This is a genomic window from Deltaproteobacteria bacterium HGW-Deltaproteobacteria-4, from assembly GCA_002841765.1.
Classification (GTDB): Bacteria; Desulfobacterota; Desulfuromonadia; order Desulfuromonadales; family UBA2197; genus UBA2197.
Map to the genome: position 1 here is coordinate 1 of PHAV01000022.1, position 16,221 is coordinate 16,221.

Sequence of the window (16,221 nt, forward strand, 5' to 3'; positions counted from 1 at the left end):
CAGTTTTATATAACTGAAACGTTTTCTTCTGTTCATTCACTGCTGACTTACTTCAATAAATCTTCTGTGCGTCTGCTATTCAGTTTTCAAAGACCAGCTCTGCTCGGCGCTCCCTTTTGGGTTTGCCTTGCAACGGAGTCGGAATATACTGATCGACCCGCCGACTGTCAAGCACTTATTTTATTTATTTTCAGCAAAGACGATTTTTACAAATTTGCGCTTCCCGGCCTGGAGAATAAACTCGCCGACCGGGGGTATTTCAAGGTCAGCACTGCCGACCTTTTCACCATTTAACTTCACAGCACCTTGTTGAATCAACCGCCGCCCTTCGCCATTCGAAGCCAAAGTGCCACTGGCGCTGAGGAGGGTACAGATCCAGACCGGTTCCGTTGAAGCGAGATGATAGACCGGAATATCGTCGGGCACCTCTTTCTGCTTGAACTGTTGAACAAACTCTTCTTCAGCACGTAACGCTGCCGCCGATCCGTGAAAACGAGCCACGATCTCCCGGGCCAATGCCTTCTTACTCTCCATGGGATGAGCGCCACCCTGTTGATTTTCGACCCCAGCACGAACTTGCTGTAAGCCGGCGAGGTCAACATTGGAGAGGAGTTCATAGTAGCGGAGCATCAAGGTGTCACTGATACTCATGAGTTTGCCGTAGATCTCTTTCGGCGACTCAGTGATACCGATGTAGTTCTTCAGCGATTTGCTCATCTTGTTGACGCCGTCCAACCCTTCTAGGAGGGGCATGGTCAGAATATCCTGAGGACGCTGCCCCATCTGCTTCTGCAGCTCGCGACCGACAAGGAGGTTGAACTTCTGGTCCGTGCCGCCGAGCTCGACATCGGCATGCAGCGCCACCGAATCATAGCCCTGTACCAGCGGATACAGGAACTCATGGATGGCAATCGGCTGCTGGCCGGCAAAACGCTTGTGAAAGTCGTCTCGCTCCAGCATCCGGGCCACCGTATGTCGGGCGGCCAGACCGATGAGATCGGCCGCCGACATCGGACCGAACCACTCACTGTTAAAAACGACTTTTGTCTTCTCCGGATCAAGGATCTTAAAGACCTGCTCACGATAAGTCTCGGCATTTTGCAACAACTGCTCGCGGGTCATGGGCTTGCGCGTTTCATTCTTGCCGGTTGGATCGCCTATCATTCCGGTAAAGTCACCGATCAGAAAGAGCACCTGATGACCGAGATTCTGAAAATGCTTGAGCTTCTGAATCAGGACAGTATGACCAAGATGGAGGTCGGGAGCGGTAGGGTCAAAACCGGCCTTGATCCGCAAAGGAATCCCAGTCTTCTCAGCCGCGCGCAGCTTCTCGGCCAACTCCGTCTCTACCAGAACTTCGACCGCACCACGGCGGATGATCGCTAATTGTTCTTCAACACTGATCATAATCGTCCATTTCTCCCCGCAGATAGCGCGGGCAAAAGCTCAACTAGTCAACAGCCACCTGAACGCGCTCGATCGCTTGGGCTTTGCCACTGGCCTCATCGATGGTCACTAATGCCGCACAGAGCCAGGGATCTTTCTTGGCAACTTCAAAGCGGATCGGTAACTGGGTCAGAAAGCGCTCGATCGCTTCCTCTTTGCGGATACCGATGACCGAATCGCGGCTGCCGGTCATGCCGACATCAGTCAGATAAGCAGTGCCACCAGGCAGAATCCGTTCGTCGGCAGTCTGGACATGAGTGTGAGTGCCGACCATCGCCGTAACACGGCCATCAAGGTAGTGGCCGAGGGAGATCTTTTCACTCGTCGTCTCGGCATGAAAATCGACAAACAGAATCCTCGTCTGCGCACTAAGCTCCTCAATAAGGGCATCCGCCGCCCGAAAAGGGCAGTCGAGATTATTCATAAAGGCGCGGCCTTCGAGATTGATCACGCCGATCTTGACCCCACCCGCTGTCTTGAAGACCCCGCCCCCCTTCCCCGGCAATCCCGGAGGATAATTTGCCGGGCGCAACAACCTCGGCTCTTTTTCGAAAAGGCCAAAGACCTCTTTTTTATCCCAGATATGATTCCCGGAGGTGATGACATCGACGCCGGCCGCAAAGATCTCCCTCGCTACCTCTGCCGTCAAGCCAAAACCAGCTGCGGCATTTTCGCCATTAGCAATGACCAGATCAACACAATGGCGATCGACCAAACGTCCAAGAGCATGAGTCAGGGCATAACGCCCTGGGCGGCCAACAATATCACCAATAAAGAGGAGCTTCAATCGTCGCTCCTACTTCGCAAATTCAGTGGCGCGAGTTTCACGGATGACATTGACTTTTATCTGACCGGGATAGGTCATTTCATTTTCAATTTTGCGGGCAACGTCTTTGGCAAGGAGAAAAGACTGCTCGTCCGAGATCTGCTCACTCGAAACCATGATGCGAATCTCACGGCCGGCCTGAATCGCATAGCAACTCGTCACTCCGGGGAAGGAAGTACCGATACGCTCAAGCTCTTCCAGGCGCTTGACATAAGTCTCCAGCATCTCACGCCGGGCGCCAGGACGAGCCCCGGAGAGAGCATCTCCGGCTTGTACAAGGATCGCCAGGATCGACTCGGGCTTTTCATCTTCGTGATGAGCGGCAATGGCATGGACGATTTGCGGGCTCTCGCCGTATTTGCGGGCTATATCTGCGCCAATGACGGCATGCGACCCTTCAATTTCATGGTCGACCGCCTTGCCGAGATCATGCAACAAACCGGCGCGCTTTGCCTGCTTGACATTGAGCCCCAACTCCGACGCCATGATGCCACAAAGGAAGGCTACTTCCAGAGAGTGCTGCAAAACGTTCTGCCCATAAGAGGTCCGGAACTTGAGGCGACCGAGGGTCTTGATAATCTCCGGATGGATACCATGCACACCGACGTCAAAGGTTGCCTGTTCGCCTGCCTCACGAATGGTGTTGTCGACGTCGATCGTCGCCTTTTGTACCACTTCCTCAATCCGGGCCGGGTGAATGCGACCATCAGCGATGAGTCGTTCAAGGGAAAGACGGGCAACTTCACGCCGCACCGGATTGAAACCGGAGATAATCACCGCTTCCGGGGTGTCGTCGATAATCAGGTCAATACCGGTCGCTGCTTCGATAGCGCGGATGTTCCGCCCTTCGCGGCCGATGATCCGCCCCTTCATTTCATCGGTCGGCAGCGGTACGACGCTGACGGTCTTCTCGGCGACATATTCACCGGCATAGCGCTGAATGGCCAGAGCAAGAATTTCCTTGGCTTTTTTATCGGCGCTCTCGCGCGCCTCGTCTTCGATGAGCTTGATCTTTTTCGCCGCATCGTGCCGGGCTTCGCTCTCCATCGACTCAATCAGCCTCTGCTTAGCTTCCTCTGCACTCAGTCCGGCAATTTCTTCCAATTTCCGGGATTGTTCGGTAACTAGTTGAGTGATTTCCTTTTCGCGGCTGCGCACCTGCTCTTCGAATTGCGCAACCTGCTTCTCCTTCTTGGCAAACTCTTCGTCACGCTGATCCTGGAGGGCGCCCTTGCGATCGAGATTCTCCTCCTTTTGTTGCAGACGCTTTTCCTGCCCCGTGATCTCTTTACGCAGTTCACGGGATTCCTTTTCCCATTCCGCCTTGGCTTCCAGCACAACATCCTTGACGGTGACATCGGCCTCTTTCACCAATAATTCCGCTTTTTGGCGAGCCCCTTCGAGGAGCATCTTCGCCTCACTCTCAGCATTTGCGAGATGTGCACCCGCAAATCGACGCCAAACCAGTGAGCCGATAGCAACGCCAACTGCCAGCGCCCCGACAACAATAAGTATTATATATGCGAGTTCTATCTTCAAAGCGTGCCTCCTCAGCAAGCTGTTAATACGGCGTTCCAAACGACGCCGCAGGGTACATGGACAGAATCTTTCTTTCGGTCACAACGATATCGACAGGAATATCATGCTTCTCATGCGGCAAAGAAGCAATGACTTGAAAATCATAGGCCAGGCCCACTAAAGTTGGTCGGCCCTCTGCGGCCAAAGCACGGTCATAGCAGCCCAGACCATAGCCGAGACGAATCCCTTGTTTATCAAAGGCCACCCCCGGCAGAACGAGCAGGTCAATCTTTGACAACGGCAACTTCTCACCCGAGCTCGGCTCACAAATGCCGAAACGACTCGCCACCAGTGACTCCAGAGTCTCAACAGCAACAAACTCCAGAGTAGTGCCAACGGTGCGGGGATAAAGGACGCATTTGCCCGCTTCAACAGCGGCGGCAAAGATGCCGGAGGTTACAACCTCAGAACGAATCGAACAGTATAGAGCCAGTGTCGAAGCTGCAGCATAAACAGCACTGGACAAAAATTCAGCCGCGATCTCCTGACTCAGAGAGACAATCTCCAGCGGCGACAAAGCATCGCGCCGACTTAGTATTCTTTTTCTGATGGCGTTCTTGGACATGTCAGATAACCACTTCAAAGAGGCGGTCTCTGCTTGCGGGGGAAAGATAGAGGGGCGGGGGGACGAAGATCAGGCAATATCGCCAGGTTAAAACTTTACCGGCTTATCAATGTCCGCAGCTAAGGAATCCACTTGTACTGAGTGATCTCGTGATCGACTCTCCAAATGCGTGCCCCGGTCGGCCCTGCTGGGCAAATTCGGCACCAACTGCGTTGTCCTGAGAAATATATATTGCACTGCCTGATCTTACATACGCGCAAATGCGCTGGTTCCTATGCCGATCTATCTAAAAAATCCCCTTACAGAGACTCATATCTACTTTGTGTCGGGAACTTGTCCCAGTTCACCTTCGATGTTTTGCGCTAAACGGTTCATCCGCGCCAGCAACTCCTGCTGGTCTCCCTGCCGAGCTGACTGCAACTGCAAATAAGCTTGTGCGACATTGAGAAAGGCGAGGAGAGCCACATTCAGAGAATCGGCAACACGATTGGTCATTACAACCTCATCTATCGCCTGATTGACAAAATCTGCAACCTGTCGCACCTCATCTTCCGATGAATCACTGCGCAAAATGAAACTTTGCCCGTAGATGGTGACAGGGATCGATTTTTTCACGGTGATTCTTCGTCAATCTTGGCAAAACGCGACAAGATTCGATCAAGTTCCTCACGCATAAACTGTCGCTCCCGGAGCAAGTCGTCCCGCTCACCAACTAAAGAGCGATTCTCAATTTTCAGCTTCTTATAGGCATCGACAAGTTCTTCAATGCGGAATTCTAAACGCTGAATTGCAACGGCGAACATCTCTCTTCTCCCACTTACAAAGACGAAGATTACGCAAAACCCCCCCCCGGAGTCAAGAAGTAATCACTCTGAGGCAAAGATCGCTTCGACAAACTCATCGGCAACAAAGGGACGCAAATCTTCCAACCCTTCACCTATGCCGATATAACGTACCGGCAAACCGAGTTCGCTGCTTATGGCAATGACAATCCCACCGCGCGCAGTGCCGTCGAGTTTGGTCAGAATCACCCCGTCAACAGCGACCGCATCGCGAAAGAGTCGCACCTGATTCAGGGCATTCTGCCCGGTCGCCGCATCAAGGACGAGCAGGGTTTCGTGCGGGGCGCCGTCGATCTCCCGCGCCAGAATCCGCCGGATCTTCTTGAGTTCCTCCATGAGGTGAACCTTGGTATGTAAACGCCCGGCCGTATCGAAGATGAGAATATCCTGCTTCCGGGCAACGGCGGCACGCGCGGCATCAAAGGCCACTGCCGCGGGGTCAGCCCCTTCGGCATGACGAATAACGTCGACGCCGGCCCGCTCACCCCAAATCGCCAGTTGCTCAGCGGCGGCAGCACGAAAAGTATCGCCAGCACCCAGAGTCACCTTGCGCCCGGCCTGCAAATACCGGTGGGCGAGCTTACCGATTGTCGTCGTTTTGCCGACCCCGTTCACCCCGACAACCATAATCACGTGCGGCCCACCCGGGGTGCTGACCTGTAAATTCTCCTGGACCTGCTGAAGGCGGACACGGATGGTTTCGCGAATCACCTCTTTGACCGCGGCGGCATCCTTGAGCGCACCGGCGCGACGGCGCGCTTCCAAAGCGGCCATAATCTCCGTTGTCATCTTCATCCCGACATCGGCACCGATGAGGATCTCCTCGATCTCTTCCAGCAATTCCGCATCGATCTGATTCCGACCATACAGAAGAGCATCCATCCGCCCGAGAACAGCATTACGGGTCTTGGCCAAACCATTCTTGATTTTATCGAAAAGACCAAACATAGCGATCAACTTTCCAAGTCAGGAGAAGGAAAAACTCTTTTTTTCTCGCACTGATGCCGCCGCACGAGAATAAAGAGCAAAAGCCCGGCGATTAAACCGGTGACAAGTAGATAGATAAGGATCAGACCATACATGGTCGCCGACGCGGCGGGGATGCCCATTGCCACCAGTAAAGCTGCAAACTTCTCGATGATTCGGGTCAGAGTAGCCATCATCGCACCGCAGTCAAAGGATGTCGTCGCGCAGGCGCAGAGCACAACGCCGCACCTCAAAAAGAGCGCGCCCCAGAGTCTCTTCCTCCTTGCGTGCAGTAAAGACGAGAAAGTAGTCGCGAGTGACGAAACGCACAATCATTTGCATGGTCGCGGTTGAAACGACCATCTCTTCGAGGTCATCGTCGTCAAAACGGTCGACGGTGGCACGGAGATTCATAAGGATGGCGCCGCTGTAAGCACCGAGGACCTTGAGTTCATAATCATCCATACCAGCGACATGATCGACGGCCTCGCCTTCCCAGTCGACAAGAATCGCACCGAGAGCGCCGGGGACGCTGGCCATGAGCAGGGACAAATCTTCTTTCATTGCCACAACTGACCTCCTGTCACAACTGGAGATTGACCGAGACGAGCTTGGAAACACCCGGTTCTTCCATGGTGACGCCGTAAAGGATATCGGCAATCTCCATCGTCCTCTTACTGTGCGTGATAATAACAAACTGCGAGATAGCGGCCATCTCTTTCACCATTTCATTAAAACGACCGATATTGGCTTCGTCGAGAGGAGCATCGACTTCGTCAAGAATGCAAAAGGGGGACGGCTTGACGAGAAAGATCGAGAAGATCAGGGCAACGGCGGTCAGCGCCTTTTCTCCCCCGGAGAGGAGACTAACATTTTGCAACTTCTTCCCCGGCGGCTGAACGATGATGTCGATGCCGGTTTCAAGGAGATCTTCTTCGTCGGTCAGACGCAACTCCGCCTTGCCGCCGCGAAAAAGGCGGGGGAAGATCTCCTGAAATTTGACATTGACGAGGTCGAAAGTTTCGCGAAAACGCTTGCGCGTGGTGCGATTGATTTTGTTAATGGCGGTCTGCAACCCTTCCAGCGACTGTTTGAGATCTTCCTGCTGCCGGCTGAGAAACTGATAGCGCTCATCCAGTTCCCGATATTCGTCGATGGCCATGAGATTGACTACGCCGATCTCTTCGATTGCACGCCGCAGAAAAGCCTGGCGCTGCGGCGCCTTTTCGAGGTCAAAATCGGCGGCACCGGCCACAGCCATCAACTCTTCAAGGTCACAACGGAAACGGTCAATGAGTGAGTCGCGCAAATGTTCGATCTCCAGCTCGATTTCGCGCAATCGCAACTGCTGGCGACTGAGCAGGTCACGGACGCCCTGCAGTTGATTACGCAAGTCTTTAAGAGTCTCTTCACGGGACTCGATCTCGGCCGTGCGCATATCGAAAGCAACCCGGAGAGTATCGAAACGCTTCTGCTCCTCACTGCGTCGGCGCAAAAGGAGTTCCATTTCCACCTGTAAGCGCTGCCGTTCCTGCTGCAAAGATTCCAGGGCCAGTCGGCCCTCGTCAACGCGCGCCGTCAACAAGAGCTGCCGACCGTGCAGTTCCTGCCGCAGTTTCAACAGTCGCTCCGCCTGGCGCCGACTCCCCTCTACCCGTTCCTTAAGGCTGGCCGCTGCCACGCGAATCCTCGTCAACGCCTCGCGCTCAACTTCAACTTCGTGGCGGCGGCGATCGCCCTCAACTTGCAGCGTCCGCACCAAAGTCTCGAACTCACTGCGCTCCGCCTCCTTGGCGCTGCGTCCGCTGCTGGCAGCAGAAAGTTGCAATTCCAGCCCCTGCTGCTCTTCGTGGAGCTGATCCTCTTCGAGATTGAGTACCTCGAGGCGGTCATCGCAACGACTGACATCCTGCTGCCAGCGTGTCAAATCCTTTTCAAGGTTGACCAGTTTCAACTCGAGATGGTGCAGCGCAGCGGCAAGATCATTGACCAGAACTTCGAATTGCTGCAACTGCGTGCGCAACTCCTCCCGCTCTGCGACCAGGGTCGTCACCGCAGCTTCGCAGTCTTTCAGGGCGATAGCGAGCTCACGAATCTCCCGCTTCTTGTGGAGCAGGCCATCACTCAAACCGCTATTGGCGCCGCCATTAAGCTCGCCGCGCCAATTAAAGCTTTCACCACGCGGGGTGACGAGGATAACGCCGAGGGGGAGATCGCTGGTGGCAAGGTAAGGGTCGAGGCTCTCGACAAGATAAATGCCGTCGAGAAGACGGTCGATCCGTTCCCGCACCGTCGTTTGCGGGGTAATCATTGCGCTCAGGGCCTGGCCGCCCGTAAAGGCTGAAGTAGTGCAGGCCGGGATGGTCGGAAGAAGGAAACTGCTACGGCCGCCGCGCTCACGCAACAGTTCCAGGGCTGCAGTGGCGGTCTGCAGATCAGGAGGCAGCAGGGTTTGCAGGCGCTCGCCAAGGACGGCCTCTAGGGCCACCTCGATCTCGCCGGGAACATCGATGAGGTCGGCGAGCATGCCTGTAAAACTTTGCGCCAGACGCTGATCGCGCAGCACCGTTTTAATGCCGCTGCCGTAGCCTTCAAGCTCCTGTTCCAATCGCTGTAGCGATTCGAGACGCGACTTGACCTGGTTGAAACTTTCCCGGCTGTGCAGCAAGCTTTCTTCGTTCCTCTCGATCTTGCCTTTATAGGTGCGCACCTGCTCCAGTGCGGCGGCCTTCTCCCCCTGCAAGTCAATGCGCTGCTGGCGCAAGGCCACCAGGGCCGTCTGCGCGGCGCTGCTTTGTTCCTGAGCTACGGCAAGGGTTTCCTGAACCGTCATCGTTTCCTGACGATTGCGGGCAAATCGCTCCTGCTGCGCACGCAAGCGGCGTTCAGCATTGTCATGTTCAGTGCCGAAACGGGAAAGTTCGGTGAGCAGAGCATAAAGGCGGGTACGCGCCGCTTCCAGCTGCGCTTCCGTACTTTGGGCTGAATTCTGTGCCGCTTCGAGATCACGCTGCCCCTGATCGAGCTTCCCCTGCACAATGAGGAGTTCCTGACTGAGCGATTCACTTCCTCCCTGCTGCTGCACCTCTTCACGGTCACATTCAACGAGGCGCTCTGCAACCTCCACACTTTCAAGACGAAGGCGCTCGACTTGCAACTGTTGGCTCTCGATCTCGCGACCAGCCAGGGCATGACGATCTTCACTCTTCTGGATTTCAGCGGAGAGATGATACAGGCGTTCCTGCCCGGCTGCCACCTCCCGCTCCGCCGCGACCTGCACCAGGCGGAACTCCTCCATCTGCGCTTCACTAGCGGTCAACTCGGCAAGACATCCTTCCAGGAGGTGAGTCTGCTCCACCGCTGCACTACTGTTCGCGGCCTCTTCAGCGCGCAGGGCATCATAGCGCTGCCGGGCAAAATAGAGCTCTATCGCCTTGAGCTCTTCACGATATTCGCGAAAGCGTTCGGCCTTTTGCGCCTGACGCTTGAGGGCGCCGAGCTGGCGCCGGACTTCACTGACAATATCGCTGATGCGCAACAGATTCTGCCGCGTCGCCTCGATCTTGCGCAGCGCCGTTTTTTTACGCGACTTGAACTTGGTGACCCCGGCCGCTTCTTCGATGAGATAACGGCGATCCTCGGCTTTGGCGCTGAGGATCATGCCGATCTTCCCCTGCTCGACGATTGAATAAGCACGGGCGCCGACGCCGGTATCCATGAAGAGTTCGCTGATATCAAGGAGCCGACAGGGGGTTTTATTGATCAGGTAGTCACTCTCGCCGCTACGAAACAGACGGCGGGTGACCATGATTTCGGCATAATCACGAAAGGCGACCGGCCCGCGCCCTTCTTCGTTGGCAAAGATCAGCGAAACCTCCGCCATCCCCAAGGGTTTGCGACTTTCGCAACCGCCGAAGATGACATCTTCCATCCCCTGCCCGCGCAAATTTTTGGCACTCTGCTCCCCCATCGCCCAGCGGATAGCGTCGATAATATTACTCTTACCACAGCCATTGGGACCGACCACTGCGGTAATCCCTCCCTCCAGATCGAGGATGGACTTGTCGACAAAAGATTTAAAACCAACGATTTCGATTCGCTTAATACGCATGGGCCCGACTCGGAAGACTATAAATTCATTGCAAGGCTGAGGCGTTGCAAGCCGCGCATGTTAACAATCCGCGGCAAAGGTGTAAAGAAGTTATCACTGTGCTGCGAAAAGCATACTTAAAAAACATCCCTGATGGGATCAAGCAGGAGAGCCCATTGCCGAGGGGGACAAGAGCAATATCAGTATTGACTTTTTAACGATATTTACGATAAATAGTGTGAATAATTTCCTGTTCAAAGGGAAAAAAGATCCTTGCTAAAATCGATGATATCTCGCCGGGAAAATGGATAAAACTGTCACAATGCAAAACGCTACATTACTACAAATGATAACGCCCTACTGTAAAGGCTTAGCCTTTCTACTAATCGTCGTACTCCTTGCCACCAGGCTTGGCAGTTATACGCACGAAATGTTTGCGGGCCCCATTCAGGAACATATTTCTCAAATTGCGGCTGTTTGCGCCGATGAAGACTCACCGGAAAAAACACCTTACCTCTTTAAAGTCAAAAGGCTTTTATCGGATGTCGTCAGTCCGGAGCAGATTGAGGTTGTTTTCGTTCTGGCTCCGGCACTTGACCCGCAATTTCCCTCACAAAAGTTCACCATGCCCCCCGATGTCTATCTCGATATCGTTGTGCCTCCTGATGAAGATCCTGTCTTCTTTAGTTGAATAGAAGCTTTTCTCTACTATTTCCGGGACGCTCGCAAGACTGTGCATATAAGATCCTGGACAACCAACTCACCGAGGTTCACACCATGAATAAAGCTCTTTTTATTGCTGCCACACTTCTCTGTTTTTCACTTGCCGGTTGTACATGCAAAACCGCCCCGAAAGCCATTGCCGCTACTCCGGTTAAAGAAAGTGCGATCATTGCCGAAGAATCGATCAGTCAGCCAAAAGCATCAACTGCAGTAATTGAAGGCGCCGAGATCACAGACCGTGGCAGAAAATCTCTCGCCGAGATCGGTATCGCCATTGAACCTGTCTATTTTAACTATGATTCATTTCTGCTCAGTGATACCAGCAGAGCATCACTGGTCAATACTTCGCAGGTTTTCCTGCAAAATCCCGCCCTCAAAGCCATCGTCGCCGGGCATTGCGATGATCGCGGCTCTGAAATGTACAATATCGCATTAGGCGAAAAGCGGGCCCTTTCGGTCAAAAACTACTTGTCGACTCTCGGGGTCGAAGCAGACAGACTGGAAGTGGTCAGCTACGGGGAAGAGAAGCCCGCGGCCAGCGGTTTTGATGAAGACTCACGGACACTGAACCGTCGGGTGGAGATCATGTAGTTGCATTGATGTGTTACGAATGAACAACGCAAAAAATAAGCGCCGACCGAAAGGTCGGCGCTTATTTTTTGCTCCCCTATCATAACGTTTGTTCCCACTGAGTATGAGTAAGACACAAAACGAAAAAGGGACCTGCATAATGCAAGTCCCTGAATTCTTTTGGTTGCGGGGGCAGGATTTGAACCTGCGACCTTCGGGTTATGAGCCCGACGAGCTACCGGACTGCTCCACCCCGCGTCAAGTTCTGAGACTATAGTCGATGAGTGTTTTTGAGTCAACTGTTATTTTCGCAGAACCCGTTTTTTCGTCATCCCCGGCAATCGACCGCGGAAATCTGTCGTCAAGCATCTCCCGATTCTTCGCAGGAATGCAAACCGTAAATACACTGAGAAAACAACTTATATCAGGCAGTTTGCCTTAGCCGTGAGGATAAACATATACAACGCTAGTATCATTATATGCCACTGTTTTGCAAATCTGCAAAAACTCCACCCTATCAACTGTGAATAAAATTTGCCGATTACAGGCAACTACCTGTTTTCATGGAAAACAAAACGGGGAATAAAATTATAAAACCTTGGTATATCTTTTGCTTTACTCCAAACAAAACCAGACCATTAAGGGGAAATCGATGAAAACTATCCGGCACAACATTACTCTCAACTTTGAACAAAGCGGCGCAGGCCCTGCCATTGTCTTCATCCATGACAACGAAAACAACTGCGCAATCTCCGATCCTCGCTTTGTCGCCCTGATCAAAGCCGGCTTCCGGATCATCCTCACCAACCTGCGCGGCCTTACCCGTGACAGGGAGTCCACGGTTGACGACCTCACCGGCGATGCCGTAACCCTCCTCAACTACCTCGGTATCGGCCGGGCGGTGATCTTAGGCATCGGACGGGGCGGATGTGTCCTCCTCAACCTGCTGGAGAAGCACCCTGAGCGCATCGTCGCATCAAGCTTGGTCATCCCGCCGACCTTGGCGAAAAATTTGCACCGCGTTGCCGGGCGCAAAGGTCTGCTTGCAACATTACGGAACGGGAGCGCGGCGCCGTTGCTCAGGGAACTCTTCAGCGCAGAACCGGCCAAGCCTGCCGCAATGCCGGAGCTCACGGAAATCCCCGCCCTGTGCACCTGGCTCGACCAGATCACCAACCGGCCGCAGCAGCCGGGAAAATCGGGCCTGGCCCTTGTCGCTGACCTACAACTCCCCCTTCTCCTTATCGACACGCCGCCGACTGGACGCCGCTGGCGACAGCTCCTTGGAGGCCGACTGCGCTCCTTCAACGGCAGTCTTCTCGCCCTTCTTGATCTCCTGGTGCCGACGGAGAGCGAAGAGTTTGACGAAGAGGCTTACGTCGAATCCCATTAAACCCCCCACTTTAAACCTCCCCTCGACGGGGTGTTGAGGGGAGGTTTCACCTCAGCCTCAACACCCCTGCTCCGACCTCATTTTCTTACAGACCTTCCTGTGCTATAAATAATCCGTTCGACAAACGTCGGAAAATTTCTGTTCCCCGGAGGACCGCATGCCCCCCCATGGTATTGAGGAAAAAACCGAGCGTCCCACGACTCCCGCGAAAACGATCCATATCAACCGGACAACAAACCGCCGCTGGTTGCGGGCAGAGATGAATCCGTATTTTTTCACCGCCATTGCAGATGAACCGGAAGCCTTGGCCCTGCTTGAACGGGAACTCGACACCCTGCGCTTCAATCGTCACATCGTCCTGGCTGACCGGGAGAAGTCGTTGATCCTTGCCACCCTCAACAGTCCGGGATCTCTTTACAAGACGTTGCAGCGCTTCCCCGAAAGAGAGATCTCTTATGCCATGTTTGCCCACTCGACCAGTCCGGTGATCGGGACGGAGCACACGCTTGAGATTCAGCGCTTTGAGTTTGACCGCAAAAGCAATGAAGAGGTGAATGCGGCCAAAGAGGTGTTAATTCCGGAGCCTTTGCGGAAGAAAATCTTCACGGCTGTGCGCAAAAACTACCCCACTTTCAAGTTAAATGCTCTCGACCGCCTGCTGCACATCCTCTGGATCAACAACGAAGGCTACCTGCGCAATGCCTCGCCGCTGCGTATCGCCCAGGTCCTGAATGTCTTTCACATGGGGAACAGGAACAACGGTCTGTATCTCGATGTGGAGCCGAATCATGATTGCAGCGAATCGCGGGTGCACTTTGCCGTCGGCAATCCGCCGCAGCGCGATTTTCTCCTCCAGGTCATGGAGGTCTTCAACCGTCTCGATCTCGGGATCAATCGCGCTTACTGCCTGACGATCAGCAACGGCATCCACCCATACTTTCTGGCAACCTTCCATGTCCTACGCCGCGACGGCAACCTCCTCTGCCGCGGTGACGAGATCTTTAACCGCCTGCAGCAGGAACTGGCCAATGCCCAGCTCCTCTCCACCAAGAGTCTCCTTTACAACAATTTTGTCCGTACCGGCACAATAAGAGGCGAAGACGCCACTTTGATCAATGCTTTCATTGCTTTTTGTCACACCAATCTCGCCCACAGCCGCCCCGACCACTTCAAGCTTCCCGAGGTGCGGGATGCTTTTCTCTCCCACCCTCAGATCTCCCTGCAATTAACGGCCCTCTTTCGCCAACGCCTCGCACCGGACATCGAGGAACGCGACAGCGGCTACCAAATGCTCATGACGGCGGCGATCGCCACGATCACCGAGTTTAATACCGGTCACCGCCATCTTGACGAAATCCGCCGGACGATCTTTCACTGTGCCCTCTCCTTTATCCGCCACACGCTCAAAACCAACTTCTTTATCCTCGAAAAGCAGGCCCTCGCCTTCCGCCTCGACCCGGCTTATCTCCTGGAACTCCCCGTCGAGGCCGTTGCCGATCTGCCCAAGGCCACTCCTTTCCGCATTACCTTCTTCTTCAACCGCTTCGGCTTCGGCTACCATATCGGCTTTTCCGACATCGCCCGGGGCGGCTGGAGAACGGTGATCGCCCGCAGCAAAGACGACTATGTTGCCAACGCCGAGACCCTCTTTCGCGAAAATTTCGTCCTGGCGCACACCCAGCATCTCAAGAACAAGGATATCTACGAAGGGGGCTCGAAGCTTGTCACCCTCCTCAACGCAGCCGATCTCACCGCCAGAGAACGGGTCATGGAGACTTGGCGCCTCTACAAATTGCAGTACGGCATCACCAACGCCTTTCTCGATATCTTCGTCACCGAACAGGGGGTCGCCAAACACCCGGCGGTTGTCGACTATTATCGCCAGGAGGAAGCGATCGAGCTCGGCCCGGACGAAAACATGCACGACGAAATGATTGAGGCCATCGCCGACCTTTCCCGCCGCCGCGGCTACATCCTCGGCATCGGCATCATGTCGAGCAAAAAGATCGGCATCAACCACAAGGAGTATGGCGTCACCTCGACAGGAGTGGTGAAGTTTGCCGAAATCGCCATGCGCGAAGTCGGCATCGATATCGACCGCGACCCTTATGCCCTCAAAATCACCGGCGGCCCGAATGGCGACGTGGCCGGCAATGCCCTGCGCCTTCTTCTTGAACGCTCACCGCGGGTCGCCATCCGCCTCATCCTTGATGGCACGGCCGCCCTCTTCGACCCCAGCGGCGCCAACCATGCGGAGCTGAAGCGCATCATCCTGCAACACGATCTCGACGCCTTCGACCCGCAACGCCTCCACCCTGGCGGCTTCCTCCTCCTCCGCTCCGGAATTCGCCGCGACGGTTTACAAAACCTTTATTGCAAAATGGTGATGACCAGCGCCGGCCTCGTCGAAGAGTGGATCCCCATCGACCAATTCGCCCGGACCTATACTGATCTGGTCTTTACCGTTGCCGCCGACCTCTTCATTCCCGCGGGCGGCCGCCCGGAAACGATCGACAAGGAGAACTGTGAAAAGTTTTTCCTGGCCGACGGCACTCCCTCTGCCCAGGTTATTGTCGAGGGGGCCAACTCCTTCCTGACCCCGGAAGCGCGGGTGCAGCTGCAACGGCGCGGCATCCTCATCATGCGGGACGCCTCGGCCAATAAATGCGGGGTGATTTCCTCCTCCTACGAAGTCATAGCCAATCTCCTTCTCTCCAACGAAGAGTTTCTCGAGCATAAGGAGACGTATGTCAGCGACGTCCTTGCCATCCTGGAAAAACGCGCCCAAGACGAAGCGGAACTGATTCTCCGTCGACGCCGCACCGAGTCGACCCTGTTGTGTACAGAGATCTCTGACGCCCTGAGCACCGAGATCAATGCCAACTATGCCCGCCTCTTTCGCTTCTTTCAGAGCCGACCGGAGCTATGCAAGCAGACTCTTTATCGTCGGACAATCCTGGCGCACCTCCCGGCGCTGATCCGCAACGATCCCAGATTGCGTCAGCGAATTATCCGCCTCCCCGAAAAGTACCGCTTCGCCATCCTTGCCGCGGAAATCGGTTCATCGCTGGTTTATCAGGGGGAGAGCGAGACAGACTTTGCGGACATGATTCGCACGCATCTGACCCGGAAATTTGCCCACGGTTAACATGCACAGGGAAGTTGCTGAACAAAAAACGGTCGGGGACGCGCATCGCCGACCTGACCGTTTTTAACTCCTGC

Annotated in this window: 14 protein-coding genes and 1 tRNA gene; 4 read left to right on the forward strand and 11 right to left on the reverse strand. The window is 54.6% G+C overall.

Annotation, left to right across the window (positions count from 1 at the left end; translation table 11 throughout):
• Positions 1-180: 180 nt before the first annotated feature.
• The 10 genes from CVU69_12685 to smc form a co-directional block, all read right to left on the reverse strand.
• Complete coding sequence (locus tag CVU69_12685; protein ID PKN11346.1) at positions 181-1,407, reverse strand: tyrosine--tRNA ligase; 1,227 nt, start codon at positions 1,405-1,407, stop codon at positions 181-183.
• Between the two features lie 43 nt (positions 1,408-1,450).
• Complete coding sequence (locus CVU69_12690; GenBank protein PKN11347.1) at positions 1,451-2,233, reverse strand: TIGR00282 family metallophosphoesterase; 783 nt, start codon at positions 2,231-2,233, stop codon at positions 1,451-1,453.
• Positions 2,234-2,242: 9 nt separating this feature from the next.
• Entirely contained in the window at positions 2,243-3,811 is a 1,569-nt protein-coding gene (gene rny / locus CVU69_12695) for a ribonuclease Y (GenBank protein PKN11348.1), read from the reverse strand.
• A gap of 22 nt (positions 3,812-3,833) precedes the next feature.
• Entirely contained in the window at positions 3,834-4,415 is a 582-nt protein-coding gene (locus tag CVU69_12700) for a 5-formyltetrahydrofolate cyclo-ligase (GenBank protein PKN11349.1), read from the reverse strand.
• 315 nt (positions 4,416-4,730) lie between these two features.
• Complete coding sequence (locus CVU69_12705) at positions 4,731-5,036, reverse strand: hypothetical protein (protein PKN11350.1); 306 nt, start codon at positions 5,034-5,036, stop codon at positions 4,731-4,733.
• A complete protein-coding gene (locus CVU69_12710) occupies positions 5,027-5,218 on the reverse strand; it encodes a cell division protein ZapB (protein ID PKN11351.1) in 192 nt (63 codons plus the stop codon). The genes CVU69_12705 and CVU69_12710 overlap by 10 nt, the downstream gene beginning before the upstream one ends.
• 63 nt (positions 5,219-5,281) lie before the next feature.
• Complete coding sequence (locus CVU69_12715; protein ID PKN11352.1) at positions 5,282-6,205, reverse strand: signal recognition particle-docking protein FtsY; 924 nt, start codon at positions 6,203-6,205, stop codon at positions 5,282-5,284.
• Positions 6,206-6,210: 5 nt separating this feature from the next.
• Positions 6,211-6,417 carry a hypothetical protein gene (locus CVU69_12720; protein ID PKN11353.1) on the reverse strand — a complete coding sequence of 69 codons (207 nt, stop codon included), beginning with the start codon at positions 6,415-6,417 and terminating at the stop codon, positions 6,211-6,213.
• A gap of 13 nt (positions 6,418-6,430) precedes the next feature.
• Entirely contained in the window at positions 6,431-6,787 is a 357-nt protein-coding gene (locus tag CVU69_12725) for a GTPase-activating protein (protein PKN11354.1), read from the reverse strand.
• Between the two features lie 19 nt (positions 6,788-6,806).
• Complete coding sequence (gene smc, locus CVU69_12730) at positions 6,807-10,334, reverse strand: chromosome segregation protein SMC (protein PKN11355.1); 3,528 nt, start codon at positions 10,332-10,334, stop codon at positions 6,807-6,809.
• 283 nt (positions 10,335-10,617) lie between these two features.
• Between smc and CVU69_12735 the strand changes: the two genes are divergently transcribed.
• Positions 10,618-11,004 carry a hypothetical protein gene (locus CVU69_12735; GenBank protein ID PKN11356.1) on the forward strand — a complete coding sequence of 129 codons (387 nt, stop codon included), beginning with the start codon at positions 10,618-10,620 and terminating at the stop codon, positions 11,002-11,004.
• 86 nt (positions 11,005-11,090) lie between these two features.
• Positions 11,091-11,627, forward strand: coding sequence for a peptidoglycan-associated lipoprotein (locus tag CVU69_12740; protein ID PKN11357.1), 537 nt, complete (start codon positions 11,091-11,093; stop codon positions 11,625-11,627).
• Between the two features lie 160 nt (positions 11,628-11,787).
• Here the strand turns inward: CVU69_12740 and CVU69_12745 are convergent.
• Positions 11,788-11,864 (reverse strand) — tRNA-Met (locus CVU69_12745).
• A gap of 394 nt (positions 11,865-12,258) precedes the next feature.
• Between CVU69_12745 and CVU69_12750 the strand changes: the two genes are divergently transcribed.
• Complete coding sequence (locus CVU69_12750; protein PKN11358.1) at positions 12,259-12,999, forward strand: hypothetical protein; 741 nt, start codon at positions 12,259-12,261, stop codon at positions 12,997-12,999.
• Between the two features lie 157 nt (positions 13,000-13,156).
• The gene (locus CVU69_12755) at positions 13,157-16,147 is read left to right on the forward strand and encodes an amino acid dehydrogenase (GenBank protein PKN11359.1); all 2,991 of its coding nucleotides are present in this window, start codon (positions 13,157-13,159) and stop codon (positions 16,145-16,147) included.
• The last annotated feature ends 74 nt before the right edge of the window (positions 16,148-16,221 follow it).

Coding starts and splice junctions, on each gene's coding strand:
- CVU69_12685 (PKN11346.1), bottom strand. CDS start 1,407: ATGATCAGTGTTGAAGAACAATTAGCGATCATCCGCCGTGGTGCGGTC.
- CVU69_12700 (PKN11349.1), bottom strand. CDS start 4,415: ATGTCCAAGAACGCCATCAGAAAAAGAATACTAAGTCGGCGCGATGCT.
- CVU69_12710 (PKN11351.1), bottom strand. CDS start 5,218: ATGTTCGCCGTTGCAATTCAGCGTTTAGAATTCCGCATTGAAGAACTT.
- CVU69_12715 (PKN11352.1), bottom strand. CDS start 6,205: ATGTTTGGTCTTTTCGATAAAATCAAGAATGGTTTGGCCAAGACCCGT.
- CVU69_12720 (PKN11353.1), bottom strand. CDS start 6,417: ATGGCTACTCTGACCCGAATCATCGAGAAGTTTGCAGCTTTACTGGTG.
- CVU69_12725 (PKN11354.1), bottom strand. CDS start 6,787: ATGAAAGAAGATTTGTCCCTGCTCATGGCCAGCGTCCCCGGCGCTCTC.
- smc (PKN11355.1), bottom strand. CDS start 10,334: ATGCGTATTAAGCGAATCGAAATCGTTGGTTTTAAATCTTTTGTCGAC.
- CVU69_12735 (PKN11356.1), top strand. CDS start 10,618: ATGGATAAAACTGTCACAATGCAAAACGCTACATTACTACAAATGATA.
- CVU69_12740 (PKN11357.1), top strand. CDS start 11,091: ATGAATAAAGCTCTTTTTATTGCTGCCACACTTCTCTGTTTTTCACTT.
- CVU69_12750 (PKN11358.1), top strand. CDS start 12,259: ATGAAAACTATCCGGCACAACATTACTCTCAACTTTGAACAAAGCGGC.
- CVU69_12755 (PKN11359.1), top strand. CDS start 13,157: ATGCCCCCCCATGGTATTGAGGAAAAAACCGAGCGTCCCACGACTCCC.